Here is a 24,282-nt window from a genome sequence, read left to right on the forward strand (position 1 = left end):
GTCCTGCTGCGCAACATGCTCACCTCCGACAATCTCGACCATCGTCGGCTGCGCGGTCTCGTCGCCAAGGCGTTCACCCCCAGACGGATCGAGGAGATGGAACCGGCCATCGAGTCCATCGTCACCCGGCTGATCGAACAGCTGCGCGCCGCGGACGGTCCGGTCAACCTGCGGGCGGAGTTCGCGTTCCCGCTGCCGATGCTGGTGCTGTCGGAACTGTTCGGCATCGGCGAGCAGGACCGGCCCCGCCTGGTCGCCCTCGTACGCAAGGGGTTCGGGTCGGCGGTGATGACCCCGGAGGAGGGGGCCGCCTTCTACGGCGAGATCCATTCCGTGTTCAGTTCGCTCATCGAGGCCCGTCGGGCCGCGCCCACCGACGACCTCGCCTCCGCCCTCATCGCGGCGCGCGACGAGGGCGACCAGCTCACCGACGCCGAGTTGGTGGACATGCTGTTCCTGTTCGTGGCCGCGGGGTTCGAGACCACGGAGGGCGCGATCTGCAACACGGTTCGCGCACTGCTCACCCATCCCGAACAGCTCGAACTCGTCCGCAGCGGGAAGGTCGGCTGGGACGCGGTCGTGGAGGAGGTGCTGCGCTGGGACACCAGCCTGTTCACCCTGCCCTTCTCCTACGCGCTGGAGGACACCGACCTGGGCGGCGTGCACGTGGCCAAGGGCGACGCCATCCTCCTGTGCTACGGATCGGCCGGACGCGACGAGCAGCACCACGGCTCCGCCGCCGACACCTTCGACGTCACCCGGCCGCCCAGCCGCCATCTCGCCTTCGGTCGCGGACCGCACCATTGCATGGGCGCCCCGCTGGCGCGCAAGGAGATGACCATCGCGCTGCCCCGCCTCTTCGAGGAGTTCCCCGACCTGGCCCTGCACGGCGATCCCGCCCGCCTGGACCCGGTGGCCTCCATCATGACCAACACCGTCCAGACCCTTCCGGTCACCTACTCCCGCTAGCTCGCACCGGCTGGTCCCGCGCCCGCGCCACGGGCGCGGGACCAGCGGTCCGACTGGCAGCTACTCGGCGTTGAAGTGCCGGGACGCCCGATCGATGGCCGTCTCCACCCCGCCCACACGGTCGGCCAGCAGACCCACCGCGCCCACCGCGCGGGTCATCGGGTCGTCCTCGGCGCCGCCCAGGGCCTGCGCGCGCAGGAATCCGGCCTTCACCTCCGACCAGCGGGCCTGCTGCTCCGGGTCCAGCCGGCCGCGCAGCTCCGCCAGTTTCAACAGGTTGGCCTCCGCACCCGAGGCCAGGGTCTGCGCCTCGCCCAGGTAGTGGTCGTCGATCGCCGCCTCCAGCTCGGCGTCGTTCATCACGGGCACGATGCGCTCCGCCAGTTTGTTCATGTTGCGGTAGGAGCCCTGCAACTGGAACGGCGGCTCGGTCCGCGCGGAGTCGGCCTGTGCCGCAGAGGCGATGTAGGCCCGGTTGTTGGCCAGCACCACCTCTTGCACCCGCAACAGTTTGCGCAGTACCGAAAGGATCTGGTCCAGCTCCACCGAGGAGTAGGGGTGCGCCAGCCGGTCCGGGCGCACCCCCTCGTCCCCGCGGGCCAGCCGGACCAGAAGCCGTACGTCCTCGCGCTCTCGGGTGGACAACGGTGCCAGCACCGGGTTGGAGGTGAGCGCGTTCTCGATGTAACTCAACGCGAACAGTTCCTCCCGTCCGCTCAACACGTCGCCCAGGTTCCACACGTCGGCGCGGTTGGCGAGCATGTCGGGCACCCGGAAACGCTTGCCCGCCTCGGTGTAGGGGTTGCCGGCCATGCACACCGCGAAGCGTTTGCCCCGCAGGTCGTAGGTGCGGGTGCGCCCCTCCCAGACGCCTTCCATCCGGCGCTGGCCGTCGCACAGCGAGATGAACTTCTGCAGCAGCTCCGGTGAGGTGTGCTGGATGTCGTCCAGGTACAGCAGCACGTTGTTGCCGGCCTCCAAGGCGAAGGAGATCTTCTCGACCTCCTGGCGCGCCGTGGCGTTGGGCGCCTCGGCAGGGTCCACCGAGGTGACCGCATACCCCAGCGACGGTCCGTTCACCTTCACGAACACCAGGCCCAGCCGACTGGCCACGTACTCCATGAGCGTGGTCTTGCCGTAGCCGGGCGGGGAGATGAGCAACAGCAACCCCATCTGGTCGGTGCGCTTGGCGTCACCGGCCGCCCCCAACTGCTTGGCGAGATTGTCGCCGATCAGCGGCAGGTACACCTCGTCCAGCAACTGGTTGCGCACGAACGCGCTCAACACAGCGGGCTGGAACTCCTCCAGGCGCAACCGCGTCCGCTCAGCCGCCACCAACTCGTTGCGAAGCCGCTGGTAGGCACGGTAGGCCGGGACCCGTTCGGTGCGAAACGCCCGGGTGCGGGAGAGCGTCTCGTCCAACCGCAGCGCGATGCACCGCTCGTGCACACGAGGATGCGCGCCCAGCAGCCCCTCGGCCCGGGCACCCAGTGCACCCGTCTGCTCATGACGCTCCAGCGCGTCTCCGGTCAGCTGTACGGCCACGGCCTCGGCCAGGTCAACCTCTTCGCCCGGTTCGCCCTTGGCGGCCAGGTAGGCGCTCAACCACGCCTCCACCAGCTGATGCCGGGAGGCCAGGTCGGACTCCAGCGAGGCCAGGTCGGCCTCGTAGTCCCGCCGTGCTGCCGAGGACGCACCGCCCAATGCCCGGTCGAACCTTTCCAGCAGTGAACGGGCGCCGGTCCCGGTGGCGAACCCGGACGGGTCCGCGGCCAGCTCCTCGAACAGGTACTCGCCCGCCTGGGCGGTGTCGGAGCGGTAACCGGTCAGCGCTTGTGCGTCCAGGAACACCTCGACCGCCGCGGACAGTTCCGCGGACAGTTCCGCGATGGCGTTCGACCGGCCGAATCCGAACACCGCGCGGGCACGCGCCAGCGAGCGTGCCCGCACCGTCCACCCCTGCCTGACGGTTTCTTCGGTGCCGAACGCCCAGAACAGCTGGGCGGCGGCTCTGGCGCCGCGCGGGTAGCGCAGCAGCCCGGCCGAGGCGTGCAGGTCGAGCAGGACGGTCAGGATCACGGTGGCGTCATGGTCGTGCACACCCCGCTCGTAGCCTTCGTCGTAGCGGGATTCAGCGGCCCGACGCACCATCGCCGCCAGTTCGCCGCTCGCGGCGGCCTCGTGCAGTGCCGCGAGGTCGTGCTCGCCCTCTCCTGCCTCGGCGTCGGCCAGGACGGAGGCGGCCAGGAACTCCGCCCGGTAGACCTCGGGGGTCTCCGAGACGAGGTGCTGCTCCCAGAACGGCCGGGTCGCGTCGAAGCCCTCCGCTCGTACCGGCGACCGGTAGTCGGTCCCGGTGATGGTGAAGGCCATGCGCCCGTTGTGCGGGACCAGCGTGAGGTCCAGGGGCTGGGTGTTGACGGCGAAGCGGTGGCTGCCCAGGCGGATCGCCTCCCCACCGTCGGTGAACAGGTCGAGCTGGTCACGCAGTGCCCGCCCGGCCTCCTGGCGAGCCGACTTGATCCGCCCCTCGATCTCCTCGGCACGTACCTGGTCGCCGAGCGCGCGCAGTTCACCGGCCGTCGAACGCAGCTTGGCCACCATCGCGTCGGAGGCGAAGTAGGTGTTCACCTCGTCGATGGACCCCAGGCCCGCGACCCGGCGGCCCACGCTGCCCAGGATGCGTTCGGCGGACTCCGCGAGCCGGTCGGCCCGGCGGGTGCGCTCGTCCAGCAGGGCCTGCTTGCGCGCGGAGAACGCCTCGTAGACGTCCTCGCGTTTGGCCTCCAACTCGTCGAGGAAGTCGTCGAACTCCCCGAAGCGCGACTCCAGGTTCTCCACCTGGAGCATCAACCGGCCCAGCTGCTCGTCGCAGGCGTCAGGGGTGTCGGCCGCGGCGATCGCCCCGGTGACCGACTGGCCCAGTAGCGCGAACTCCGCTGCGAACTGGGCGCGGCCTTCCGTGGACAGCAGCTCGCGGCGACGGGCGGCCAGGGTCGCACGAGCCCGGTTGACCGACCCCAGGACCTCCCCGATGCGCTCCAGAATGTGCGTGCGCGCCGTGGCGTCGGCGATGTCGAGGGAGCCCACCACCTCGGTGACGATCTCCAGGCCCTCGGTCTGCTCGGCCAGGCGCTCCTGGACGGGGGCGGCGTCGGCGACCGTCGCGATCGCTCCCGCCTCCTCGACGAGCAGATCCACGTCCCGGTGGTAGCCGGTGAAGGCGTCCTCGCCCTGCAGGAATTCCACCGCCCGCTTCCCCGCAGCGGACAGGTCCCCGGTGAGTTGGGCGGCCATGCCGTCCAGCCGGTTGACGTCCACGTAGCGCAGTTCGCGCAGTGTCTCCAGGTGTCCCTGGGCGCGGCGCAGTTCGGCGAGCCGGCGTACCCATTCGTCGGCGCTGGCGGGTGCCTCGCCGCGTACGCGGCGCACGAGGGCGGCGACCGTCAACTCGGCCGCTTCCAGGGACTGCGCGGCCTGCGCGGTGAGCGTCTGGACCTTCTCGAACTCGTCCAGCACCTGCTCGGCGGTGGTGCGCACCTCGGCGAGCGGTTCGCCGAGATCGTGCAGTTCCTCCTCGCCCAGCCAGTGGTACTGGTCCGCGGTGCGCCGACAGGCCGCGATCAGCCCCTCGAACACCGGGGTCGAGGGGGCCATGTCGTTGACCATGCGGGTGACCGACAGGGCGTCGGAGATGCCCCGCACCAGGTCGGCGTTGCCCACCCGTTCCAGCGGCCCGGTGCCGCTGGGCTGCGCCGCGGCAAAGGAGTCGGACTGGTACGGCGACTGCCACACCTGCATCGGGTGCACCCGGGTGGGCTCCTGGGAAGCGGAGCGAAAGACCACCATGGTGCCGTCGTCGAAGATCGAGTAACCGTGGCAGGAGACCGGGGCGGCGACCTCTTTGCGGATCACGTTGTAGGGCAGCAGCAGGATGCGGCCGTCCGCGGGGGAGTGGAAGACGTAGAGCACGTCCTCCCCGTTGGGGGAGCGGATCAGGCGCTTGAACTCCAGGTCCGTGACGTCGGTGTCGAACGTCCGGGCCAGGCCGGTGGACAGGTAGTAGCCCCCGGGGAAGATCAGCCCCTGGTCCTCGGGGAGCCGCTGGCAGGCCCGCCCGATGCCGTCCAGGCGCGCCACGTCCTTGGTCCTGGTGTTGAACACCAGGTGGCGCCACTCGGTCTCCTTGTAGGGCCGGATCCGCAGCAGGATGAGCGGCCCCACCCGGGCGTGGAACACGTCGGCGTCGGCGAGGCTCTGCAACGCCTCGTCCACCGGCTCGCTGTAGATGCCCTCGCCGGTCTCGGTGTTGTTCTCCACCTTCACGGTGAGGTCGCCCCCCACCGTCTCCACGAACAACTCGTCGTCGATGGAGATGTGCGGGTGCCGTCCGGTGACGTGGTCCTCCCGGGTGGCCTCCACCCAGGAGAAGTCCTGCTGGGGTGGGAACACGTGGTCGCGTTCGCCCTGGTTGTCCAGATAGGAGACCGCTCCTTCGGGATCCAGGCGCCACCGCAGCACCTTGACGTCGGAGCGGCTGGGCCCGGTCTGGAAAACCGCCAGCAGCCTTCCTTCCACCTGGCGCAGCTGGATCAGTCGGGTATCGCGGAAGTAGGTGTAGAGGTCGAAGAAGTCGCGCCGGAACCGTTCGTCGCCGAGCAGTTCCGGCATCTCGCCCGGACCGGGGTCGTCGAAGGAGAAGCCGTCCGCACCGGACTCGAAACGGTGCAGCGAGAAGACGTCCTCGACGTGCGTGCCGGTCTTGAGTCCGATGTAGACGTTGTAGCCGAACAGCATGAGACCGCCGCCCACCGACACGATGTCGCGCGGCACGCAGTTGTGCTCGGTGCGGATGCGCTCGGTGCCCAGCAGCTTCAGCTCGGTCCCGCCGAAGACCTCCAGACGTCGTTCGTTGAGGGACTCGGCACGCCGGGCGAGCTCGGCCGCCTGCTCGCCCAGCCGGGCCCGGAGCACCTCGAAGGTGCCCATGTCGAGCCCGGCCCGGTCGTCGTTGTTCGTCTCCTGGACGAGGTCGGTCACCGGCGCGTCACCGTTTCACGGCGCGGGTGTCGAGTTCGGACAGGGGCGCATCGGCGACGCCGATGCGCCGAGCGGACTTCAGAAGGTCCTGGAGCCCGTCCGTGTTGGGGCCGCCCGCGTTGATCAGCTTCAGCAGCAGGGCGGACACGGTGAGGTTCTTGATGTCGCCGGTGTCCACCGATCCCAGTAGCCGGGAAAGGTCGGCGGGCAGGTCGGCGGAACCGTTCATCCACGGGCCGGCCAGGGACTGGGCGACCTCGGAGTGCGCGACGAACCCGTCCACGGCCTTGCCCATGCCGATGGAGTTGACGATCCGGTCGAAGAACATCCCGTCGCCACCGACGATGTCGATGTCGGCGCTCTCCAGGCCCTTGCCCAGCACACCGGCCTGCGCTTCGGCGACCTGGCGCTGCACGTCGATCCCGGCGAGGCGGATCTCCTTCTCCGCGTCCAGGCGCAGGCGGTACTCCTCGTGTTCACGGGTGGCGGCGTCCAGCGTGGCCATGGCCTCGGCCTTCTCGGTGATACCTTCTGCCTCGGAGCGCAGCTTCTCGCGGTCGGCGACAGCCCGGGCACGACCGACCTTCTCGATCTCCTCCGCCTCGGCCAGTGCCTTCTCGCGGTTGACCGTGGCCTCGGCGCGGCCGATCTTCTCAAGGGCCTCGGCGTCGCGTTCGCGCACCTGGACCTCGGCAAGTCCGTCGGCGGCTGCCTCGGCCTGACGGCCCTCGGCCAGGCGGACACTGGCTGCGGCGTCCATCTCGGCGGCCTGCCGGCGCGCCTCTGCCAGGGTGAGTTCCTCGCGCGCCTTGTGTGTGGCGGCCTGTTCGGCTGCCTCGGCCGCCTTGATGTCCTTCACCAGCTGCTCCTGGGCCTCGCCCTCGGCCAGGATGATGGTGGCCTGGCGCTGGCGCTCGGCCTCCTCCACGACCCGCAGCTTCTTGATGTTCTCTTCCTGCTCGGCCACGGTCTTGTTGACCGCGATGCGCTCCCGGATGGCTTCGGCGATCTCGCGCTTCTCGGCCTCCAGTTCCTTGTCCTTGGAGATGCGCGACAGCTCGGTTTCGCGTTCGCGGGAGATGACCTCCAGCATGCGGTCCTTCTCGATGCGCTCGGTCTCGATGGCGATGACCCGTTCGCGGTTCTTCTCGGCCACCGCGATCTCACGGTCCCGGTTCTCACGCTGCACGCCGAGTTCCTGTTCGGAGCGGATGCGTGCACCGTGCGCCCGCAGCTGCTCGTCGGCGCGCACGATCTCGGTCTCGGCCTCGGTCGTGGCGTTCTTGGTCTCGATGTCGCGCTTGCTGTTGGCGGCGTTCTCCGCGTCGCGGCGCTTCTGCGCGTAGATGGCCTCGCGCGCCTCGACGTTCTGGCGCTCGATCTCCTTCTCTTCGTGGCGCTTGTGCTCGTTGGTGCGGATGTTCTGCGCCGCGGTCAGCTCGGTGATCTTGCGGATGCCCTGAGCGTCCAGGATGTTGGCCGCGTCGAGCTGGGCCATCGGAGTCTGTTCGAGATAGTCGATCGCGGCGTCCTCAAGGCTGTAACCGTTGAGGTCGGTGCCGATGAACTCGATGATCCGGTCGCGGAACTGCCCGCGTTCGGTGTAGAGCTCCTCGAAGTCCAGGTGCTTGCCGACGGTCTTGAGCGCCTCGGAGAACTTCGCGTTGAACAGTTCCTGCAGGGTGGACTGGTCGCTGGCGCGCTCGGTGCCGATCGCCTGGGCCACCTTGATGACGTCCTCGGTGGTCTTGTTGACCCGCACGAAGAAGGTGACGCGGATGTCGGCGCGGATGTTGTCCCGGCAGATCAGACCCTCGTGGGCGGTGCGCGTGATCTCCATCGTCTTGACCGAGATGTCCATCGTCTCGGCCTTGTGCAGGACCGGAAGGACGACGGCGCCGGTGAAGGTGACGTCCACCTTCTTGACCTTCGAGACGATCAGGGCCTTGCCCTGTTCGACCTTGCGAAACAGTCGGCTGATGGCGAACAGCAGCCCCAGGAGGACGAGCAGGAGGACGGCGATCAGCACGCCGATCCCGGTGGTGATGGTTTCCATCCGTGGTCCTTGCGATCGGTGGTCAGGGGATTTCGGGGCCGGTGGGCGGGCCGTGCGGTGGGCGGGCCGCGCCAAGCCGGGGCGCTCAGGTCGCGCGGTGCGGGTCGAGTTCGGCGTCGTAGGCCGTGACCCAGAAGAACGCGCCCTCGCGGTCGTACTCGAAGATGAGCGCGGACGAGCCGGCGGTCAGGGGGTCGTCGCCGTTCTGGCGTACCTGGATCAGGGCCGAGGAGCCATCGGAGGCGGTGACTTCTGCCTGACCGAACGCGCGGTCCACCCGCCCGGTGCGGATCACGCACATCCGGCCGATGAAGTCGCGTTTGGAGGGTTCGCGTCCGTCGGGGACGAAGCGTCGCCACAGTACCCCCAGTGCAGCGGCGGCCGCCCAAGCGCAGACCAGCGCGATCACCAGGACGAGTACCGCGGCGGCCAGCGTCAACGGGGAGCCGAGGTCGATGCCGTCCAAGAGCGCGGTGCCACTCAGGCTGGCGAACCACGCCACGGAGATGACGAGGGACAAAGTCACGGTGATCGGTACCCCTCCGAGGCCGATGCCCGACAGGAAACCGGTGAGGCCGCCGTCGGCCAACCCCTCGGTGTCGGGATCCAGTGAGTCCACGCCGAGTCCGCCCAGGACCACGAGTGCCCAATAGCCGATGACGACGAGCAGGGCGAAGCTGAACAGGACAGTAGGGAAGCCCAGGGCGGCCGTGAAGAAGTCACGCATACAGACCTGTCAGCCCCTCTACCGCGTTGGTCGGACCATTGGGCCTTTCGCGTTTCCAGTTCCGGGTCGGCCGTACCCGGGAAGGGGGTCCCTGCCGAGAACCGCTCCGCGGTCCGGGAGTGGAAGTGGTCATCCGCCCGGTCGGGGCCGATCGAACCAACGACCCCGGACCGAGCGGACAGCGCCCGCATTTTCCGTCCCCGCGAATTGCTCGGTGACGTTTACACACTCCTTATGACGCCGGAGTGTGCCGCTTGGTTCCGGGAAAAATCCAGATTGCTTCGTAAATCCGATCAAGGCCGGCAAATCGGCACAGTTCGGTACGCCTGCCGGCCATCGGACGGTGCCGGCATGTGGACACCGCAGGCTCCGTGCGCTGGGAAGGCCGGACCGCCGCCCCGGTCCGGAGAGGGGACGGGTTTTGCCCGTTCGGGGAAAGGCCGTGGTGCTAGCCCCGTGCGCCGATGGGCAGGAGCGCTCAAGGAAATCCGATCAGGCCCGTCCGGGCCGCCAAACGGGAGGACCGCGTTATGACCCACCTCGTCGTGTTGGGCGTGGCCGACAAGGAGACCGCGGAGCGGGCGCTGGACATCGCAGGGGACCTGTCCCAGCAGGAACTGCTCCAGTTGGAGGACGCCGCCTACGTCTTCAAGGACGACAAGGGCAAACCGCGGGTCCACCAGACTCTCAACACCACCGGAGTGGGGGCCGCCGGTGGCGCACTCTGGGGGACGCTGATCGGCCTGCTCTTCCTCAACCCGCTCCTCGGCCTGGCCGTCGGCGCCGCATCCGGTGCCGTTGCGGGCAGGCTCACCGACATCGGGATCAACGACGACCTGATCAAACAGATCGGCGGTCAACTGGATCAGGGCAGGGCCGCGGTGTTCCTCCTGGCGCGCTCCGCCACGGTTGACCGGGTGGTCGAGGCGTTCCGGCCGCTGAATCCCGCCGTTATCCAGACCAACCTCAGCAAGGAGAACGAAGAGGATCTCGTGCGCGAACTCCAGCCTTCCTGACGCGGGTGTGCCGCACCGCCTTTCCCCGGGGTGCTTCGGCTGCTCACCGGTGCCCGATCCTCGGGCGTAGCGCCGGAGTCCGGTCCGGTGGCGAAAAACTGCCTAAGGTTGACCTCTACCGACAGGTGTCGGTCGCCACCGGAACGAAGCTGGTGTTCGTCGCCGGCCAGGTCGCCCGTGATGCCGGCGGCGGCAGAGCCGGCGAAGGCGACTACGCCGCCCAGGTCGAGCAGTGCTCCCTCAACGTCGGTATCGTGCTGGCCGAGGTCGGTGCCTCCTTCGACGACGTCGCGAAACTGACCGTCTACGTCGTCGAGCTCACCCCCGACAAGATGCCCTTGTTCGTCGAGGGAGCCGCGCGGGCCGTGGCGAAGCTGGGCGTCACCGCGTTCCCGCCGCTCACCGGGGTGGGTGTCGCCGCGCTGGCCGAGCCCGACATGCTCGCCGAGGTCGAAGCCACCGCGGTCGTCGACTCAACGCAGGACGACGACCCGTCCCCGACGGCACAGGAGGGGCGGTCGGGTCGAAGTGGCGGGGAACCGTCCCTCCTCACTCCGCGATCACCACCTCCAGGGTGCGCGGACCGTGCACCCCCTCCACCCGGTCCAGTTCGATGTCGCTGGTTGCCGACGGCCCACTGATCCAGGTGAGGGGCCTGCCCGGGTCGAGTAGGGCCACGGCGTCGGGTACGTCGCCCACCACCTGGTCGGCGCGCACTACGCACAGGTGGTAGTCGGGCACCAGGCTGATGGCGCGCCGCCCCTGCGCGACGCCGGCGTCCAGCACGATCGTCCCGGTCTCGGCGACCGCCAGCGCACAGCCGGTGACCACTCCGTCCACCCCGTCCAGTTCCGCGACCGCCAGCGCCTCGTCGGCGACAGCGACGACCGACGAGGCGGCCGTCCAACGCGTGGGCAGGTCGGGCGGGACCACGATCCGCCGCACTCCCCGGCGTTTCAGGGCCTGGGCGACGGCCTCGGCCACTTCCGCGGCGGGCACCCGGTGCACCACCGCTCGATAGTCGGTCAGCCGGTCCACCAGTAGCCCGATCAGTTCGCCCCCGGTGTGTGCCCGGACGTATCCGCGCGTCACCACGACGTCCTCGGGTTCCTCCCCGCGCGGCACGTCCGCCAACGCCGCACGCACCTTGGCCAGGATGCGCTCCCGCGCCCCGTCGCTCACCGCTGCTGCCCCCGTCCGCGCCCGGCCCACCAGTCCCGGAACGACTCCTCCGGGATGTCGGGGACGTCCCGGGTGTCGGTCCAGGCCGCCCCCGGTCCCGGCAGGTGGCGTTTGGGAACGAGCCCGCGGGCCTTGCCGGCGGCCCGCTGGGCCAGACCCAGCCGTTTCTCGTCGCCGAGAACCCACCCGGCCGCTCCCATGGCAACGCGTTCAACGGTGGTGCCCTTGCCCTCGACGACCTTTCCGCGCAGGTGAACCAGCACCTCGGGGATGTCGATGGCAACCGGGCAGACCTCGTAGCAGGCGCCGCACAAGGAGGAGGCATAGGGCAGAGAGGCATCCAGTTCCGACGACGTCCCGCGCAGCTGTGGGGTGAGGATCGCGCCGATCGGCCCCGGATACACCGAGCCGTAGGCGTGCCCGCCCGCCCGTTCGTAGACGGGGCAGATGTTGAGGCAGGCCGAACAGCGGATACAGCGCAGCGACTGGCGCCCGACCTCGTCGGCCAGGACGTCGGTGCGTCCGTTGTCCAGAAGCACCAGGTGGAAGTCGCCGGGACCGTCGCCGGGTGTGCTCCCGGTCCAGGTGGAGGTGTAGGGGTTCATCCGCTCCCCGGTGGAGGAGCGCGGCAGCAGTTGCATGAACACCTCCAGGTCCTGCCAGGTGGGGACGAGTTTCTCGATTCCCACCACCGAGATCAGCGTCTCGGGCAGGGTCAGGCACATCCGCCCGTTTCCCTCGGACTCCAGTACGACCAGGGTTCCGGTCTCGGCCACGGCGAAGTTGGCCCCCGACACCGCCACTTTGGCGTTGAGGAACTTGTCGCGCAGGTGCACACGTGCGGCCTCGGCGAGCGCACGTGGCTCGTCGCTGAGGTTCGCGGGGGCCGGAACCCCCCACTCGGCCATGGTGCGGTTGAAGATCTCCCGGATCTCTGCGCGGTTGCGGTGGATCGCGGGAACGAGGATGTGGGAGGGGCGGTCCTCTCCCAGCTGCACGATCAGTTCGGCGAGGTCGGTCTCGTAGGCGGTGATCCCGGCTTCGGCCAGGGCTTCGTTGAGTTCGATCTCCTGGGTGGCCATCGACTTGACCTTGACGACCTCGGTTTCGCCGGTCGCCCGGACCAGTCGGGTGACGATGGCGTTGGCCTCGGCGGCATCGGCGGCCCAGTGCACGTGACCGCCGGCGGCCGTAACCGCCTCTTCCAGCTGTTCCAGATAGACATCCAGGTGGCGCAGGGTGCGGTCCTTGATCGCCTTGCCCGCCGCGCGGAGTTCGGCCCAGTCGTCGAGTTCGCTCACCACCGCTGCCCGCTTGCCGCGGATCGTGTGGGTGGCCTTGCGGAGATTGTGGCGCAGTTGGGCGTTCTGCGTGGCGGCGGAGGCCGCCTCGGGGAAAGCGGGCATGCCGACGAACGTTCCGCTCACAGTGCGGGCTCCTTCTCGGTCGAGGCGAGGATCTCGGCGAGGTGCATGACCCGCACGCCCGCGCGCTGGCGGTCGAGGGTGCCGCCGACATGCATGAGACAGGAGTTGTCCACGGCGCACAGCACCTCGGCGCCGGTGGCGGTGACGTGGCGGGCCTTGTCCGAGCCCATCGCCGCTGATACGGCCTCGTTCTTCATCGCGAACGTGCCGCCGAACCCGCAGCACTCCTCGGCCCCCTCCAGTTCCACCAGTTCCAGGCCGCGCACCGCACGCAGGAGCCGGGTCGGTCGGTCCCCCAGGCCCAGCATGCGCAGGCCGTGGCAGGTGGGGTGGTAGGTGACGCGGTGTGGGAAGTAGGCGCCGACGTCGGTCACCCCGAGCACGTCCACCAGCAGTTCCGACAGGTCCAGCACCCGTGGTGCCACAGCCGTGGCCGCGGTGTCCAGGCGACTGCCCGGTGCGCCGATACGCGGGTAGTTGTCGCGCACCATCGCCGCGCACGAGCCCGACGGCGCCAGGATCACGTCGTAGTCGGCGAAAGTCTCGACGAAACGCACGGCCAGTCTCTGGGCGTCGCGACGGTAGCCGGTGTTGTAGTGCATCTGCCCGCAGCAGGTCTGGGCAGCGGGGAAGACCACCTCGTGGCCCAGTCGCTCCAGTAGCCGCACGACGGCCTTCCCGGTTCCGGGAAACAGGGTGTCGTTGACGCAGGTGATGAAAAGAGCGATGCGCATGGGCCTCCTCGCCGGTGCGGGAACCGACGCGTTTCGCAAAGTCATCGGATCATTATCAAAAACATTGGTAGTTAAGCACATGATCAGGCAGAAAATCATGCTTCTATCCACAATTGGTCTGATCACTTTGCTTCTTTGGTCGTGCGGTCCGGCTGATTCGACGGCGGCTGCGGTGCCCGATTGCGCCTTGGCGGGTGTCCCCTGATCGCCCCTGGGCAGTGGGGGCGGAGCGGGCGGCTGTCACCTGCGGGCGGGGGAGCGGCTTCTCGGTGGGCGGTCGGATGGTTCGCATTTCACCTACCTGACCGAGAGGGCGGCGGCCATGATCGGTCGAAAAGGCAGTAGGTCAAAGGACTGTGGCCTGACCTGGCGCAGGCGTCACTTCCTCTCGGGTCGAGGTTGTCCAATAAGCCGCCAACGAAGGTAATTATTACTTTCAGTGCTTTCTTGGATGCGAAGGGTTAATTCTGCGGTTCGAGGTCATTTACTCCATTGGTGATCGCCGCCGTACCGCTCCGGTGGAGTCGGAGCGCAGGAGGCGCACAACGGGATGACAGATAGTCAGCCCGCGAAAGAAGGGAAACACCAGTAATGAACCGTAAGACTCTGGCCCGCATCGCCTTCACCGCTATCACCGTTCCCACGCTGGCCTTCGGTGCGCCGGCGCTGGCCATGGCCGACAGCTTCTTCAACCAGGACGCCACCGGCGCCGGACGGGGCGGGGCCTACTCCCACAACGTCACCGCCTACGCCAAGTCCGGCAACAGCTGGGGTGGCGGCGGCTGGGGAGGCGGCTGGGACAACGACCGTTGGGGTGGCGGCCGCGGCGGATCCTACTTCCACGAGTCGGGCACCAAGGCCGGCCCTCGCGGCGCGGCAACCTTCGGTGTCACCAGCTTTGCCCGTTAACTGAAGTAGCACTGATGCGGACACGGTGGCCGCCACGTCGGTCACCGTGTCCGCTCGGTCTTTGCATCGCCCTACCGACCGTCGCATCCGCGACGGCCGGACTTTCTGTTCCGGGACCTTTTCTCGGGGCCCAGCCGCACCAGTAGAAAGCAGACAGCCATGACCGCAGCCCTGACCAGGGTTTTCGCCGTTTCCCTCGCCGTTTTGACCTTCACCTTCGTTGCCCCGGCAGCGGCCATGGCCCAAGCGTCGTTCGAGACCAAGTCCAGCAAAGCGGACCGGAACGGGGCATCGCTGACCGTCCTGCGCAGCTCGGTCGCCGCAGACGGCACCGTCTCCTTCTACGAGGTCACCTACCGTGCGGGTCGCTCCGGCGCGACCGTCACGAGCGTCAAGAGCGCTGCCCGGTGACCGGCCGCCGGGTACGGCCGACCGGTCGTCTCTTCGGTGCGGCGGCAACGGCCGTGGCTGCGACGACCCTGTCCCTTTGCTGCGTGGGTCCGGTGGCCGCCGACACCACCGGACCCGAGGCGGGCGAGGCGGTGGCCGACGAGCCCACCGCTTCCCAACCGGAAGGGGACGGTCAGGGGTTCGAGGTCTGGACGCCTCGGGGCAAAGTACCCTGCACGATCACCGGTCCCGACCTGAACGATCTGCGCGATCTGCTCCTGTCCGACGACCCGGTCAGCGCAAGCGCTCTGCGCGACCGGGTCAAACGGCCGACGCTGCTCTGCGGAGCGACCCCGGCGCCTCCTGTCGCTCCCGCACCCGGACCCCAGGAGGAACCCGCCCTCGAAACCCCGGTGGATCCGGTGCCCGCTCCCGGTGCCGGGCCCGGGTGAGACCCGGAGGGCACCCCCCGTCATGCCGCAGCCGTGAGTCGTCACCGCGCGGTAGCGTTGGCCATTCCCTGCCGTCGGCGGGAGCGGGTGAAGCCAGAGAACGGCTGCAGTTTCGTCATTCGCGGCACCGGAGGTCATTTCACATGCTGAGACGCAGCACCATCAAGACGATTGTCAAGCGCGCGCTGCTCGGCTTGTTCGCGGCTCAGATCACAGTGATCGCGGGACTCATCGGCATCGACAGTTGGCGCAAGCGGTTCCGTCCGCAGCGCGGAGGTTTCCCCCGAACCAAGCCGAAGTCGCTTCCGGTGGGCGAGACCGTCGCCACCACCTACACCTACGGTGAGGACGTCTACAACGACATGCTCGCCGCGATCAGGGGTGCTCAGCGCCGGATCCTGTTCGAGTCGTTCATCATCAAGGACGACGCGGTGGGCCGGGAGTTCAAGCGTGCGCTGATCGACGCGGCTGAGCGCGGAGTTGACGTCTTCGTGATCTACGACGGGTTCGCCAACCTCGTCGTGCCGCGGAAGTTCTTCCGTTTCCCGCAGCCGGTCAACGTCATCTGCTATCCGGTGTTTCGCCCCGGTGTTCTGCTGTTCAACGTGCGCAAGTCCGGTCGCGACCACCGCAAGATCCTCACCGTGGACGGCCGCACCGGTTTCGTGGGCGGCTACAACGTGGGCTCGGTCTATGCCACGCAGTGGCGCGACACCCACCTGAGAGTGGCCGGTCCCGCAGTGTGGGAGCTGGAGAACGCCTTCTCCGATTTCTGGAACACGCACCGAAAAGCCGGACAGCCCTGGCTGGACCCGATCGGCGCCGCCGACTGGAACCCCGCGATCCGCGCGCACCGCAACATTCCCGAGCTGCTCGTCTATCCCATCCGGGCGCTCTACCTGGAGGCGATCGACCGCGCCAGGGATCACATCTACATCACCCAGGCGTACTTCATCCCCGACCACGAGATCCTGGGGGCGCTGTTGGCCGCAGCCCGACGCGGAGTGGACGTGCGTATCCTGGTGCCGGAGATCTCCAACCACGTCGTCGCCGACTGGTTGTCCCGCGGTTTCTACACCACGCTGCTGCGCGGCGGGGTGACCCTGTTGCTCTACCAGGACGCCATGGTGCACGCCAAGACCGCCACCATCGACGGGCAGTGGAGCACGATCGGCACCGCCAACGTCAACCGGCTGAGTCTGACCGGCAACTACGAGATCAACGTCGAGATTTTCGACAGCGGCGTCGCCTCCCACCTGGAGGACGTGTTCACCGCGGACAGTGCCAACGCACGCCCCCTCACCGAGGATGAGTGGCGCAGGCGTCCGCTTGTGGCCAAGTTCAGCGAGTTGGTCCTCGTTCCGCTGCGCCCCCTGCTCTGACCCGAGGTCGCTGCGACTCGGCCTGCTGGTTCGGCTGCCCGGGACGAAACGGTGCGGGCAAGGGTGCGCGCGCCGCACTATACAGCTCACGCTTGTGCGAAAAGCTTTCGTCTGGGCCTTGGGTGCCATCGATGACTGGACCGGATCTAGGCGGAGCCGTGCCACCGGGCCCCCACCTGCTGGAAGGACACTGTTCCCGGGCCCGGGTCTTGTGCGAGAAGTGGGCCGGTTCGCACAGGGAACTCGGCTTTGCCCGCCACACCGTGAAGACGGCAGCCTCGGGCGACCCCCGGACCGTGGTTCTTCCGATCGCCCACTTCGAGATTCCTCGGCGTCGGTTGGACGACACCACCGGGCCCGCGTCGAAGGTCGCCGGTGCCTATTTCGGCCACCCGGTCCACGCGGCGGAACTGGCGTGGGCGGCGGACTGCTGGTTGAGCCGTTCGTGGGCGCACCCCACGAACGTGGGTACCGCCCACCTCTTCGGCGCGGCCCTCTACTACAGCGGTGACCTCGACCGGGCCAGGTACGTGCCGGGCGGAGCCGGTAACCGTATGCCCGAGCGCCTTCCCCGAGGCCTTGTCTCCCCTCTTCCAGGTCGCACCTACCGCAAGGTGCGCCGGGAGCTTGGCCTCAGGTGACCGTGCTCCGCATCCAGCGGAGTTTCACCGTACGGAGGAAGGGTCAGAAGGCTCGGGGCACCAGCCGTTCCCGTCGCGACGAGAGCAATCGGCACGACGATACCGAAATGAGGCCGCTCCATGACCGAATTCCGTGACCACGACACCGACGCCAAGGACCGCCAGCTCGACGGGGTACGCACCGACTCGCGCGGTGACCTCACCACCGACAACGGGGTGTTGATCGACGACACCGACAACTCGCTCGGCGTGGGGGAGCGGGGGCCCACGCTCCTGGAGGACTTCCACTTCCGGGAGAAGATGACCCGTTTCGACCACGAGCGGATCCCGGAGCGGGTCGTCCACGCGCGCGGGGCCGGCGCCTACGGCTACTTCCAGCCCTACGCGTCCCTCTCCCGCCACACCAGGGCGCACTTCCTCAGCGATCCGGCCGTGCGGACGCCGGTGTTCGTCCGGTTCTCCACGGTCGCGGGATCCCGCGGTTCGGCCGACACCGTACGCGACGTGCGCGGATTCGCGACGAAGTTCTACACCCAAGAGGGCAATTACGACCTGGTCGGCAACAACATCCCGGTGTTCTTCATCCAGGACGGCATCAAGTTCCCCGACTTCGTGCACGCGGTCAAGCCGGAGCCGCACAACGAGATCCCGCAGGCCCAGTCCGCGCACGACACCCTGTGGGACTTCGTGGGCCTGCAACCCGAGACCATGCACATGATGATGTGGATGATGTCGGACCGCTCCATCCCTCGCAGCTACCGCACGATGCAGGGGTTCGGGGTGCACACCTTCCGCCTGGTGAACGACCGGGGGGAAGGCACCTTCGTGAAGTTCCATTGGAGGCCGGTGCTGGGCACGCACTCGCTGGTCTGGGACGAGGCGCAGAAGATCCAGGGCAAGGATCCCGACTTCAACCGGCGCGATCTGTGGGACGCGATCGCGCAGGGCCGCTATCCCGAATACGAGCTCGGCGTCCAACTCGTCCCCGAGAGCGACGAGCACAAGTTCGACTTCGACCTGCTCGACGCCACCAAACTCCTGCCCGAGGAGGAGGTCGCGGTCACTCCGGTCGGCAGGATGGTGCTCAACCGCAATCCCGACAATTATTTCGCGGAGACCGAGCAGATCGCCTTCCACACCGCCAATGTGGTTCCGGGGATCGACTTCACCAACGACCCGCTGCTCCAGGCCCGCAACTTCTCCTATCTCGACACCCAGCTCACCAGGCTCGGCGGTCCCAACTTCCAACAGATCCCGGTCAACCGCCCTGTGAACGAGGTCAGCAACAACCAGCGGGACGGATTCGGGCAGCAACGGGTGCACCGGGGGCACACCAGCTACCACCCCAATTCATTGGGTGGCGGATGCCCGGCGCTTGCCGACGCGAACGCCTACCGCCATTACCAGGAGCGGGTCAACGGGGTGAAGATCCGCAAGCGCAGCGACAGTTTCCAGGACCACTACTCGCAGGCGACCCTCTTCTACAACAGCCTGGCCGACTGGGAGCGCGCGCACGTGGTGGCGGCGTTCCGCTTCGAACTCGGCAAATGCGAGGATCTCCGGGTCCGTGAGCGTGTCGTGGAGAACCTCAACCGCGTTGACCACGGACTCGCCGTTCAGGTGGCGGCGGGAATCGGTGTCGCCCCGCCGGCCACGGCCCAGGTGACCAACCATGGTCGCCGCTCACCCGCGCTCAGCCAGGCCGGCCAGGCAACCGAGACCGTGGTCGGCCGCCAGATCGCCGTGCTGGTCGCCGACGGGGTGGGCGGCGACGCGGTCGCGGCCTTCCGCGACGCCATGACTGCGCGTGGGGCCGTGGTGGAACTGCTCGCACCTGTTGACGGGCAGGTCAGAGCGTCCAATGGTTCGTCCCTGGTCGTGGACCGTGCCATGAGTACCGTCGCTTCGGTCCTTTACGACGCGGTGCTCGTGGCGGGCGGGGCCGACAGCGTCGCCACACTCGGCGACGACGGCGGCGCCCTGTTCTTCGTGACCGAGGCGTTCAAGCACGCCAAACCGGTGGCCGCCCTCGACGAGGGGGGCGACCTGTTGGGCAGGCTCCCACTGCCCGGATTGCGTACGGCAGCCGACGGCGACGGTGTCGTCGTCGATCAGGGGGTGGTCACTTGCCGGGGCGGGGACGGCAGCGAACTGCACGAGGCATTCGCCCGACTGGTCGCCGCCCATCGGGTCTGGGATCGCGACGTGGCATCCGTGCCCGCCTGAACAGGGACGATCCCGTGCGGCTACGGCCGCGTCCGCGTTCGCCGGGGGCGGGCGATTCACCGGGGACGCCGGTGGTCGCGCCCGTCCCGCGGCACCGGTGCGCTTCTCCGGGGCGATGCGGGCGAATGGGCGCAATGAACAAGCTGCTTGGGTTGATTAATTGCATGAAAACGCTGGTCAGACGCTTAATATCGCTATTGTTCAGCGTTGGCGGCGGATTCTATGTTTTCTCTCATGAGCCCAACGTCCCTGCTGGTCGAGACGCCCGACCGCATCGCCGTCGCCCGCCACTACGTCATGTGCCCGCCCGACTACTTCGACGTCCAATACGCGATCAACGCCTGGATGGACCCGGGAATCCCGGTCAACCGGGGGCTCGCCGCCGCGCAGTGGAACGGGCTGCGCGACGCCTACCTGGGGTTGGGGCACCGGGTCAGTCTCCTGGAGCCACTGTCCGGCCTGCCCGACATGGTGTTCACCGCCAACGGTGCGACCATCGTGGACGGGGTCGCCTACGAGGCGCGTTTTCGACACCCCGAGCGTGCACCCGAGACCCTCGCGCATCGCGCTTGGCTGGCCGGCGGGGTGGCCAGGGCCGTGCAGGCGAGTGCCGTGAACGAGGGGGAGGGCGACTTCCTGGTCACCGAGCGCTGCATTCTCGCGGGCACCGGCTTTCGGACCGAGCCCGCCGCGCACCGGGAGGTCCAGGAGCTGTTCGGGCGTCCCGTGGTCTCGCTCCAACTGGTGGACCCGCGGTTCTACCACCTGGACACGGCGATCGCGGTCCTGGACGACGGTCGCGCCTCGGACCGGCCCGACATCGCCTACTTCCCCGGGGCGTTCACCCCTGAGGGGCGTGCGGCACTGACCGGTCTGTTCCCCGATGCGCTGGCCGTCGGGGAGGAAGACGCCGCGGTCCTGGGACTCAACGCCGTCGGCGACGGTCGCAACGTCGTCCTGCCGGTCCAGGCCGGCGGCCTCGTCGCCGACCTGCGCGAGCGGGGATACCACCCCGTCCTCGTGGACACCAGCGAGCTCGCCAAGGCGGGCGGCGGTCCCAAGTGCTGCACCCTGGAAGTGCGCGAGCCCCTTTCCCGCTGATCACGGGAGTGTCCACGCCTCGTTCCCGGTCGAGGCGTGGACGGTCCGACGAACAGTGCGCTAGTCTGTGACCAGAAAAACTAAATTGGTCATGGAGTCAATATGGTGCGGGCAGGGATCGAACGGGCCGGGCGGATCCTGGATGCGGCAGCGGGACTGATCGCCCGCTACGGCTACGACAAGACCAGCGTCAGCGACATCGCGCGCACCGCCGGGATCGCCAAGGGCGCCGTCTACCAGGAGTTCGCCAGCAAGGAAGCGGTCCTTGAGGCATTGCTGCTCCGCCAGACCCACCGGTTGGCCCGGACGACCACCGAGGCGGTCACGGCCGACCCCCAGGGCGGCAGGCTTTCGGCGATCTACCGGCATGCACTGGAAGCCCTCGCCGCGGACCCCCTCATGCGGGCGCTCTACACCGCTGACAGCCAGACCCTCGGTGACCTCGTGCGCGGGTACGGCCCCGAGCGCTATGCGCCCCGGCAGCGATGGGCAGTCGCGTTCGTCGTTCGCATGCAGGAAGCCGGACTGATCCGCACCGACCTCGACGCGCAGTCCGTCGCGCACGTCCTCGCCATCATCTCCACCGGTCTGATCAGCATCGAATCCACCGTCGGCAGCGAGGCGGCGCCTCCGTTGGAATCGACGCTGGACGCCGTTGCCGCACTGCTGGCCGGAGGCTTCGAGGGCGACGCCGACGCCGATCCGACCGAGGGCCGGCGCGCTTTCACCGATTTCATCGCCACCCCTCTCTCCGGGGACGGCACCCAGTCCCCCGAACCCACCGGGTAGCTCCAGGAGGCCCCAGCCATGCCTTTGACAAGCGCGACCGCACACACCATCACGACCGCCCACGGGCCGCTCCGCTACTACCGGGCCGGGAACACCGGCCCCGCTGTGATCCTGCTGCACGGCGCCATGCTCGACACCGCCCCGCTCGTCTGGGGGGCTGCCATCCCGGCCCTCCAGGACGGATACCGGGTGTTTGCCCTGGACTGGCCGCGCCACGGCGGGAGCCGTCCCTGGCACGGCCCCACCGGCCAGGCCGGTCTGGAAGAGGCGGTGGCCGAGCTGATGGACCACTGCGGCCTGGCGAGCGCCAGGCTGGTGGGGCTCTCCCTCGGCGGCGGTATCGCCGCGGGGTTCGCGGCTCGCAACCCCGACCGCGTCGAACGCCTGGTCCTCGTCGCCCCCGGCGGGATGGAAGGCAGACGGGTGGCACAGGGCTCGACGTACCTCTATCTGCGCACGCCCGGCCTGCTCCGGCTCACCACGGCGCTGTTCGCCCACAGTCCTGCCCTGATCCGCGTCTCGCTTCGAGCCGCCCTGGTCGAAGGCGCGGACCATCCCGACTTCGCCGAGATCGTCGCACTTGCCGAGCAGGAGATGCGGAGCAAACGCGAGGCCGGAGAACTGGTCATGGACGACTGGCAGATCTCCTCGTACGGGTGGCGCCGAATGCGCACCGACCTGCGCCCACTGCTCAGGCACATCGCCTGTCCGACGCTGGTGGTGCGCGGTGACCGGGACTCCGTCGTTCCGCTGAGCGCCGTCGAGGAGACGGCCCGGCTCATTCCCGGCGCGGATCTTCTGCGCGTCCCGGATGCCGGCCACCTGCTCCCCCGGGACCGCCCGGAGGAGTTCCACGCCGCACTGCGCGCCTTTCTCTAGGGCACAGCCGTACGCGGCAGGGGCCGCATACGCAACGGGGCCTCGCGGTCGTCCGCGAGGCCCCGCTCCCCACCTGTGGGTCCGCTTCGCCGCTCATTCCCCGCGGCCCTGCTATTCGAACCGCGAAAAGCAGTGCCACGGATCATCACGGGTCCGAACCCAATGTGACCGCATAATCGCGGACTATGCGGCCTGCAGTACGGTGCAGCCGGTAATGCTCAAACCACTTCCGAGAAGGGGGACATCGTTGCCCGCCGTCTCGATCTCCATTCCCTGGAGAAGCAGGACGTCCGAGAGTGCCATGAAATAATCACCTCCTCAGGTCTACTCGAAATCTGATAGTCCAGTGTGCGAGTCGCTGTCCCGAGTTAACCGGACAGCGTGAACAGAAATTACCCGCCACGCGGCGAAAATGGAAGTCGGGTTGTTCTCCGGCCGTATTTATCCCGCTGGGGAAGTTGACTGTTAACCGCTCGGGGAATCATTTTCCAGGCCGTGCCGGTCGTGTTCAATGGCCAGAGCCCCCGCGTGTCTTCACGAACTCGGTGATGGAGGAGATGACGTAGTCGAGCATCTCGTCGGTGAGTCCCGGATAGACACCGGTCCAGAACGTCTGCTCCGTGATCAGGTCACTGTTGGTCAGGTCGTCGGCCACGCGGTGAGGGCGGTCGATGTACGCGGGGTGCCGTGTCAGATTCCCGGCAAACAGCAGGCGGGTACCGATCTTTCGGTTCTCCAGGAACTCGACCAGTTCCGCTCTGCTGAACGGTGCTGCTGGCGAAACAGTCATAACGAAACCGAACCAGCTCGGATCGCCGCGCGGTGTCGCCTCGGGAAGCAGCAGCCACGGCAGGCCGTCGAGACCCTCGCGCAGCCGGCGCCAGTTGCGACGCCGGGCCGCGGAGAACCCGTCGAGTTTGGTGAGTTGGCTCAGACCGAGAGCCGCCTGAAGATCGGTTCCCTTCAGGTTGTAGCCCACGTGGGAGAAGGTGTACTTGTGGTCGTACCCGGCCGGCAGCGTGCCCAGCTGGTAGGCGAACCGCTTGTGGCAGGTGTTGCTCTCCCCGGGTTCGCACCAGCAGTCCCGCCCCCAGTCGCGCATCGACTCCACGATCCGGGCCAGAACCAGGTTCGAGGTGAGCACGCAGCCGCCTTCGCCCATGGTGAGGTGATGGGCCGGATAGAAGCTCACCGTTGACAGGTCGCCGAAGGAACCCGTCAGTCGCCCGTCGTAGGTGGAGCCCACGGCGTCGCAGTTGTCCTCGATCAGGAACAGGTCGTTGTCCTCGGCCAACTGGGCGATTTCGGTGGCCTCGAACGGGTTGCCCAACGCGTGCGCGATCATGATCGCCCGGGTGCGCGGACCGATCGCTTGAGCCACCCGATCGGCGGTGGTGTTGTAGGTCCGCAGCTCGACGTCCACGAATACCGGGATCAGCCCGTTCTGCAGGATCGGGTTGACGGTGGTGGGGAACCCCGCGGCGACCGTGATCACTTCGTCGCCGGGCCGGAGCCGGCGTTCTTCCAACAGGTGCGACGTCAGCGCCGACAGGGAGAGCAGGTTCGCCGACGAACCGGAGTTGGTCAGGTGGGCTTTGCGCCGGTTCAGCCTGCGGGCGAAGATGGACTCGAATTTGCGCGAGTTCCTGCCCGCTGCGATCCGCATCTCCAGGGCGGCCTCGACCAGAGACACCCGGTCCTCTTCGTCGAGAACCGCGCCGGATGACCAGATCTCGGTGACACCCGGAATGAACTCCTGTTCCTGCTGGGTCTCCCGGTGGTAGGCGCGGACCTCGTCGAGGATCCGCGCGGCCTGATCGCTCATCACCATCCATATCCTTCCCTGCCGAATCGGTCCGTCAGCCCGGAAGAGGACCGTCTGTGCGCTGTCTCCCCCGCCGAAGAGTGTCAAAGGCCGGCACCAGGTGCCCGCCGGGGCCAGGCGTCATCGGGGCCGTCGTCCCGCTTCCTGGCCGCGAGAGCCACGGCGCGAAGCGGTCTCCCGTCGCTCTCCCGGCCCCGCGCCGTCCCGGCGCTCGGGGCGGATCGGTGTCTCCCGCCCCGGTGCCCGGTCTTTCTTTTCCGGCGTGCCTCCGCAGGACATGCCGGGGACGTGAGACGGACGGATGGGCGGTGCGCACGACGATCGTCGATCGTGCCGGACGCGACTGTGCCGTGGCCAAGAATAGGGGGACACCGGCGCCGGCCCACTGGTGTGCGGGAAGGTCGGATGGTGCCGGGGGTGAGCCGTTCGGGGCAGGTCACCGGCGGTAGTGCGCGGGCGGGGACGAAGGGCCTCCAGGCGTCGGAGCCGCTGGTGGGGAGGCGTGGGGACATCAGGGGCAACGTGTGGTCCACCGGC

General features: G+C 68.2%; 19 protein-coding genes. 12 read left to right on the forward strand and 7 right to left on the reverse strand.

The annotated features are described in order from the left end of the window. The first annotated feature begins 447 nt into the window (after nucleotides 1–447). A complete protein-coding gene (locus AC0VYP_RS01295; protein WP_285761681.1) occupies nucleotides 448–969 on the forward strand; it encodes a cytochrome P450 in 522 nt (173 codons plus the stop codon). Between the two features lie 60 nt (nucleotides 970–1,029). Here the strand turns inward: AC0VYP_RS01295 and AC0VYP_RS01300 are convergent, their stop codons facing one another. The 3 genes from AC0VYP_RS01300 to AC0VYP_RS01310 all read right to left on the reverse strand — a co-directional run bounded on the left by AC0VYP_RS01300 (nucleotide 1,030) and on the right by AC0VYP_RS01310 (nucleotide 8,792). After that, a complete protein-coding gene (locus AC0VYP_RS01300; protein ID WP_475472121.1) occupies nucleotides 1,030–6,009 on the reverse strand; it encodes a DNA repair ATPase in 4,980 nt (1,659 codons plus the stop codon). 7 nt (nucleotides 6,010–6,016) lie between these two features. Then, nucleotides 6,017–8,065 carry a flotillin family protein gene (locus tag AC0VYP_RS01305; protein ID WP_475472122.1) on the reverse strand — a complete coding sequence of 683 codons (2,049 nt, stop codon included), beginning with the start codon at nucleotides 8,063–8,065 and terminating at the stop codon, nucleotides 6,017–6,019. 85 nt (nucleotides 8,066–8,150) lie between these two features. After that, on the reverse strand, nucleotides 8,151–8,792 hold the full coding sequence (locus tag AC0VYP_RS01310; RefSeq protein ID WP_285761602.1) for an OB-fold-containig protein: 642 nt from the start codon (nucleotides 8,790–8,792) through the stop codon (nucleotides 8,151–8,153). 530 nt (nucleotides 8,793–9,322) lie between these two features. Here AC0VYP_RS01310 and AC0VYP_RS01315 point away from each other — a divergent pair. Next, nucleotides 9,323–9,808 carry a DUF1269 domain-containing protein gene (locus AC0VYP_RS01315; RefSeq protein ID WP_285761601.1) on the forward strand — a complete coding sequence of 162 codons (486 nt, stop codon included), beginning with the start codon at nucleotides 9,323–9,325 and terminating at the stop codon, nucleotides 9,806–9,808. A gap of 125 nt (nucleotides 9,809–9,933) precedes the next feature. Then, nucleotides 9,934–10,449 (forward strand): RidA family protein, encoded by a 516-nt coding sequence (locus tag AC0VYP_RS01320; protein ID WP_349497229.1) that lies wholly within the window; start codon nucleotides 9,934–9,936, stop codon nucleotides 10,447–10,449. Here the strand turns inward: AC0VYP_RS01320 and AC0VYP_RS01325 are convergent. From AC0VYP_RS01325 to AC0VYP_RS01335, 3 genes are read right to left on the reverse strand one after another with little or no spacing between them, the layout of a single operon-like run. Next, nucleotides 10,358–10,990: a LutC/YkgG family protein gene (locus tag AC0VYP_RS01325; RefSeq protein WP_285761600.1), complete on the reverse strand. Its 633-nt coding sequence runs from the start codon at nucleotides 10,988–10,990 to the stop codon at nucleotides 10,358–10,360. The two genes, AC0VYP_RS01320 and AC0VYP_RS01325, sit on opposite strands and share 92 nt — an antisense overlap. Continuing rightward, entirely contained in the window at nucleotides 10,987–12,417 is a 1,431-nt protein-coding gene (locus AC0VYP_RS01330) for a lactate utilization protein B (protein WP_475472123.1), read from the reverse strand. Before AC0VYP_RS01330 ends, AC0VYP_RS01325 begins: the two co-directional genes overlap by 4 nt. Continuing rightward, on the reverse strand, nucleotides 12,414–13,151 hold the full coding sequence (locus AC0VYP_RS01335; RefSeq protein ID WP_285761598.1) for a (Fe-S)-binding protein: 738 nt from the start codon (nucleotides 13,149–13,151) through the stop codon (nucleotides 12,414–12,416). Before AC0VYP_RS01335 ends, AC0VYP_RS01330 begins: the two co-directional genes overlap by 4 nt. Before the next feature lie 591 nt (nucleotides 13,152–13,742). Here AC0VYP_RS01335 and AC0VYP_RS01340 point away from each other — a divergent pair. The 9 genes from AC0VYP_RS01340 (at nucleotide 13,743) to AC0VYP_RS01380 (ending at nucleotide 21,920) form a co-directional block, all read left to right on the forward strand. Beyond that, nucleotides 13,743–14,060, forward strand: coding sequence for a hypothetical protein (locus AC0VYP_RS01340; protein ID WP_285761597.1), 318 nt, complete (start codon nucleotides 13,743–13,745; stop codon nucleotides 14,058–14,060). Between the two features lie 159 nt (nucleotides 14,061–14,219). Next, nucleotides 14,220–14,471: a hypothetical protein gene (locus AC0VYP_RS01345; RefSeq protein WP_285761596.1), complete on the forward strand. Its 252-nt coding sequence runs from the start codon at nucleotides 14,220–14,222 to the stop codon at nucleotides 14,469–14,471. Nucleotides 14,472–14,524: 53 nt separating this feature from the next. Further along, the gene (locus AC0VYP_RS01350) at nucleotides 14,525–14,902 is read left to right on the forward strand and encodes a hypothetical protein (protein ID WP_475472124.1); all 378 of its coding nucleotides are present in this window, start codon (nucleotides 14,525–14,527) and stop codon (nucleotides 14,900–14,902) included. Between the two features lie 143 nt (nucleotides 14,903–15,045). Beyond that, nucleotides 15,046–16,284: a phospholipase D-like domain-containing protein gene (locus AC0VYP_RS01355; protein ID WP_475472125.1), complete on the forward strand. Its 1,239-nt coding sequence runs from the start codon at nucleotides 15,046–15,048 to the stop codon at nucleotides 16,282–16,284. Nucleotides 16,285–16,442: 158 nt separating this feature from the next. Then, complete coding sequence (locus AC0VYP_RS01360; RefSeq protein WP_475472126.1) at nucleotides 16,443–16,925, forward strand: hypothetical protein; 483 nt, start codon at nucleotides 16,443–16,445, stop codon at nucleotides 16,923–16,925. Nucleotides 16,926–17,045: 120 nt separating this feature from the next. Beyond that, nucleotides 17,046–19,151 (forward strand): catalase, encoded by a 2,106-nt coding sequence (locus AC0VYP_RS01365; RefSeq protein WP_475472127.1) that lies wholly within the window; start codon nucleotides 17,046–17,048, stop codon nucleotides 19,149–19,151. 234 nt (nucleotides 19,152–19,385) lie between these two features. Beyond that, a complete protein-coding gene (ddaH, locus tag AC0VYP_RS01370) occupies nucleotides 19,386–20,252 on the forward strand; it encodes a dimethylargininase (protein WP_475472128.1) in 867 nt (288 codons plus the stop codon). A gap of 102 nt (nucleotides 20,253–20,354) precedes the next feature. Continuing rightward, nucleotides 20,355–21,041, forward strand: coding sequence for a TetR/AcrR family transcriptional regulator (locus AC0VYP_RS01375; protein WP_285761590.1), 687 nt, complete (start codon nucleotides 20,355–20,357; stop codon nucleotides 21,039–21,041). Nucleotides 21,042–21,059: 18 nt separating this feature from the next. Beyond that, nucleotides 21,060–21,920: an alpha/beta fold hydrolase gene (locus tag AC0VYP_RS01380; RefSeq protein WP_285761589.1), complete on the forward strand. Its 861-nt coding sequence runs from the start codon at nucleotides 21,060–21,062 to the stop codon at nucleotides 21,918–21,920. A 508-nt stretch (nucleotides 21,921–22,428) separates the two neighbouring features. Here the strand turns inward: AC0VYP_RS01380 and rfbH are convergent. Beyond that, nucleotides 22,429–23,745: a lipopolysaccharide biosynthesis protein RfbH gene (rfbH, locus tag AC0VYP_RS01385; RefSeq protein ID WP_285761588.1), complete on the reverse strand. Its 1,317-nt coding sequence runs from the start codon at nucleotides 23,743–23,745 to the stop codon at nucleotides 22,429–22,431. Between the last annotated feature and the right edge of the window lie 537 nt (nucleotides 23,746–24,282).

Source organism: Nocardiopsis sp. iso_186 (genome assembly GCF_056173365.1).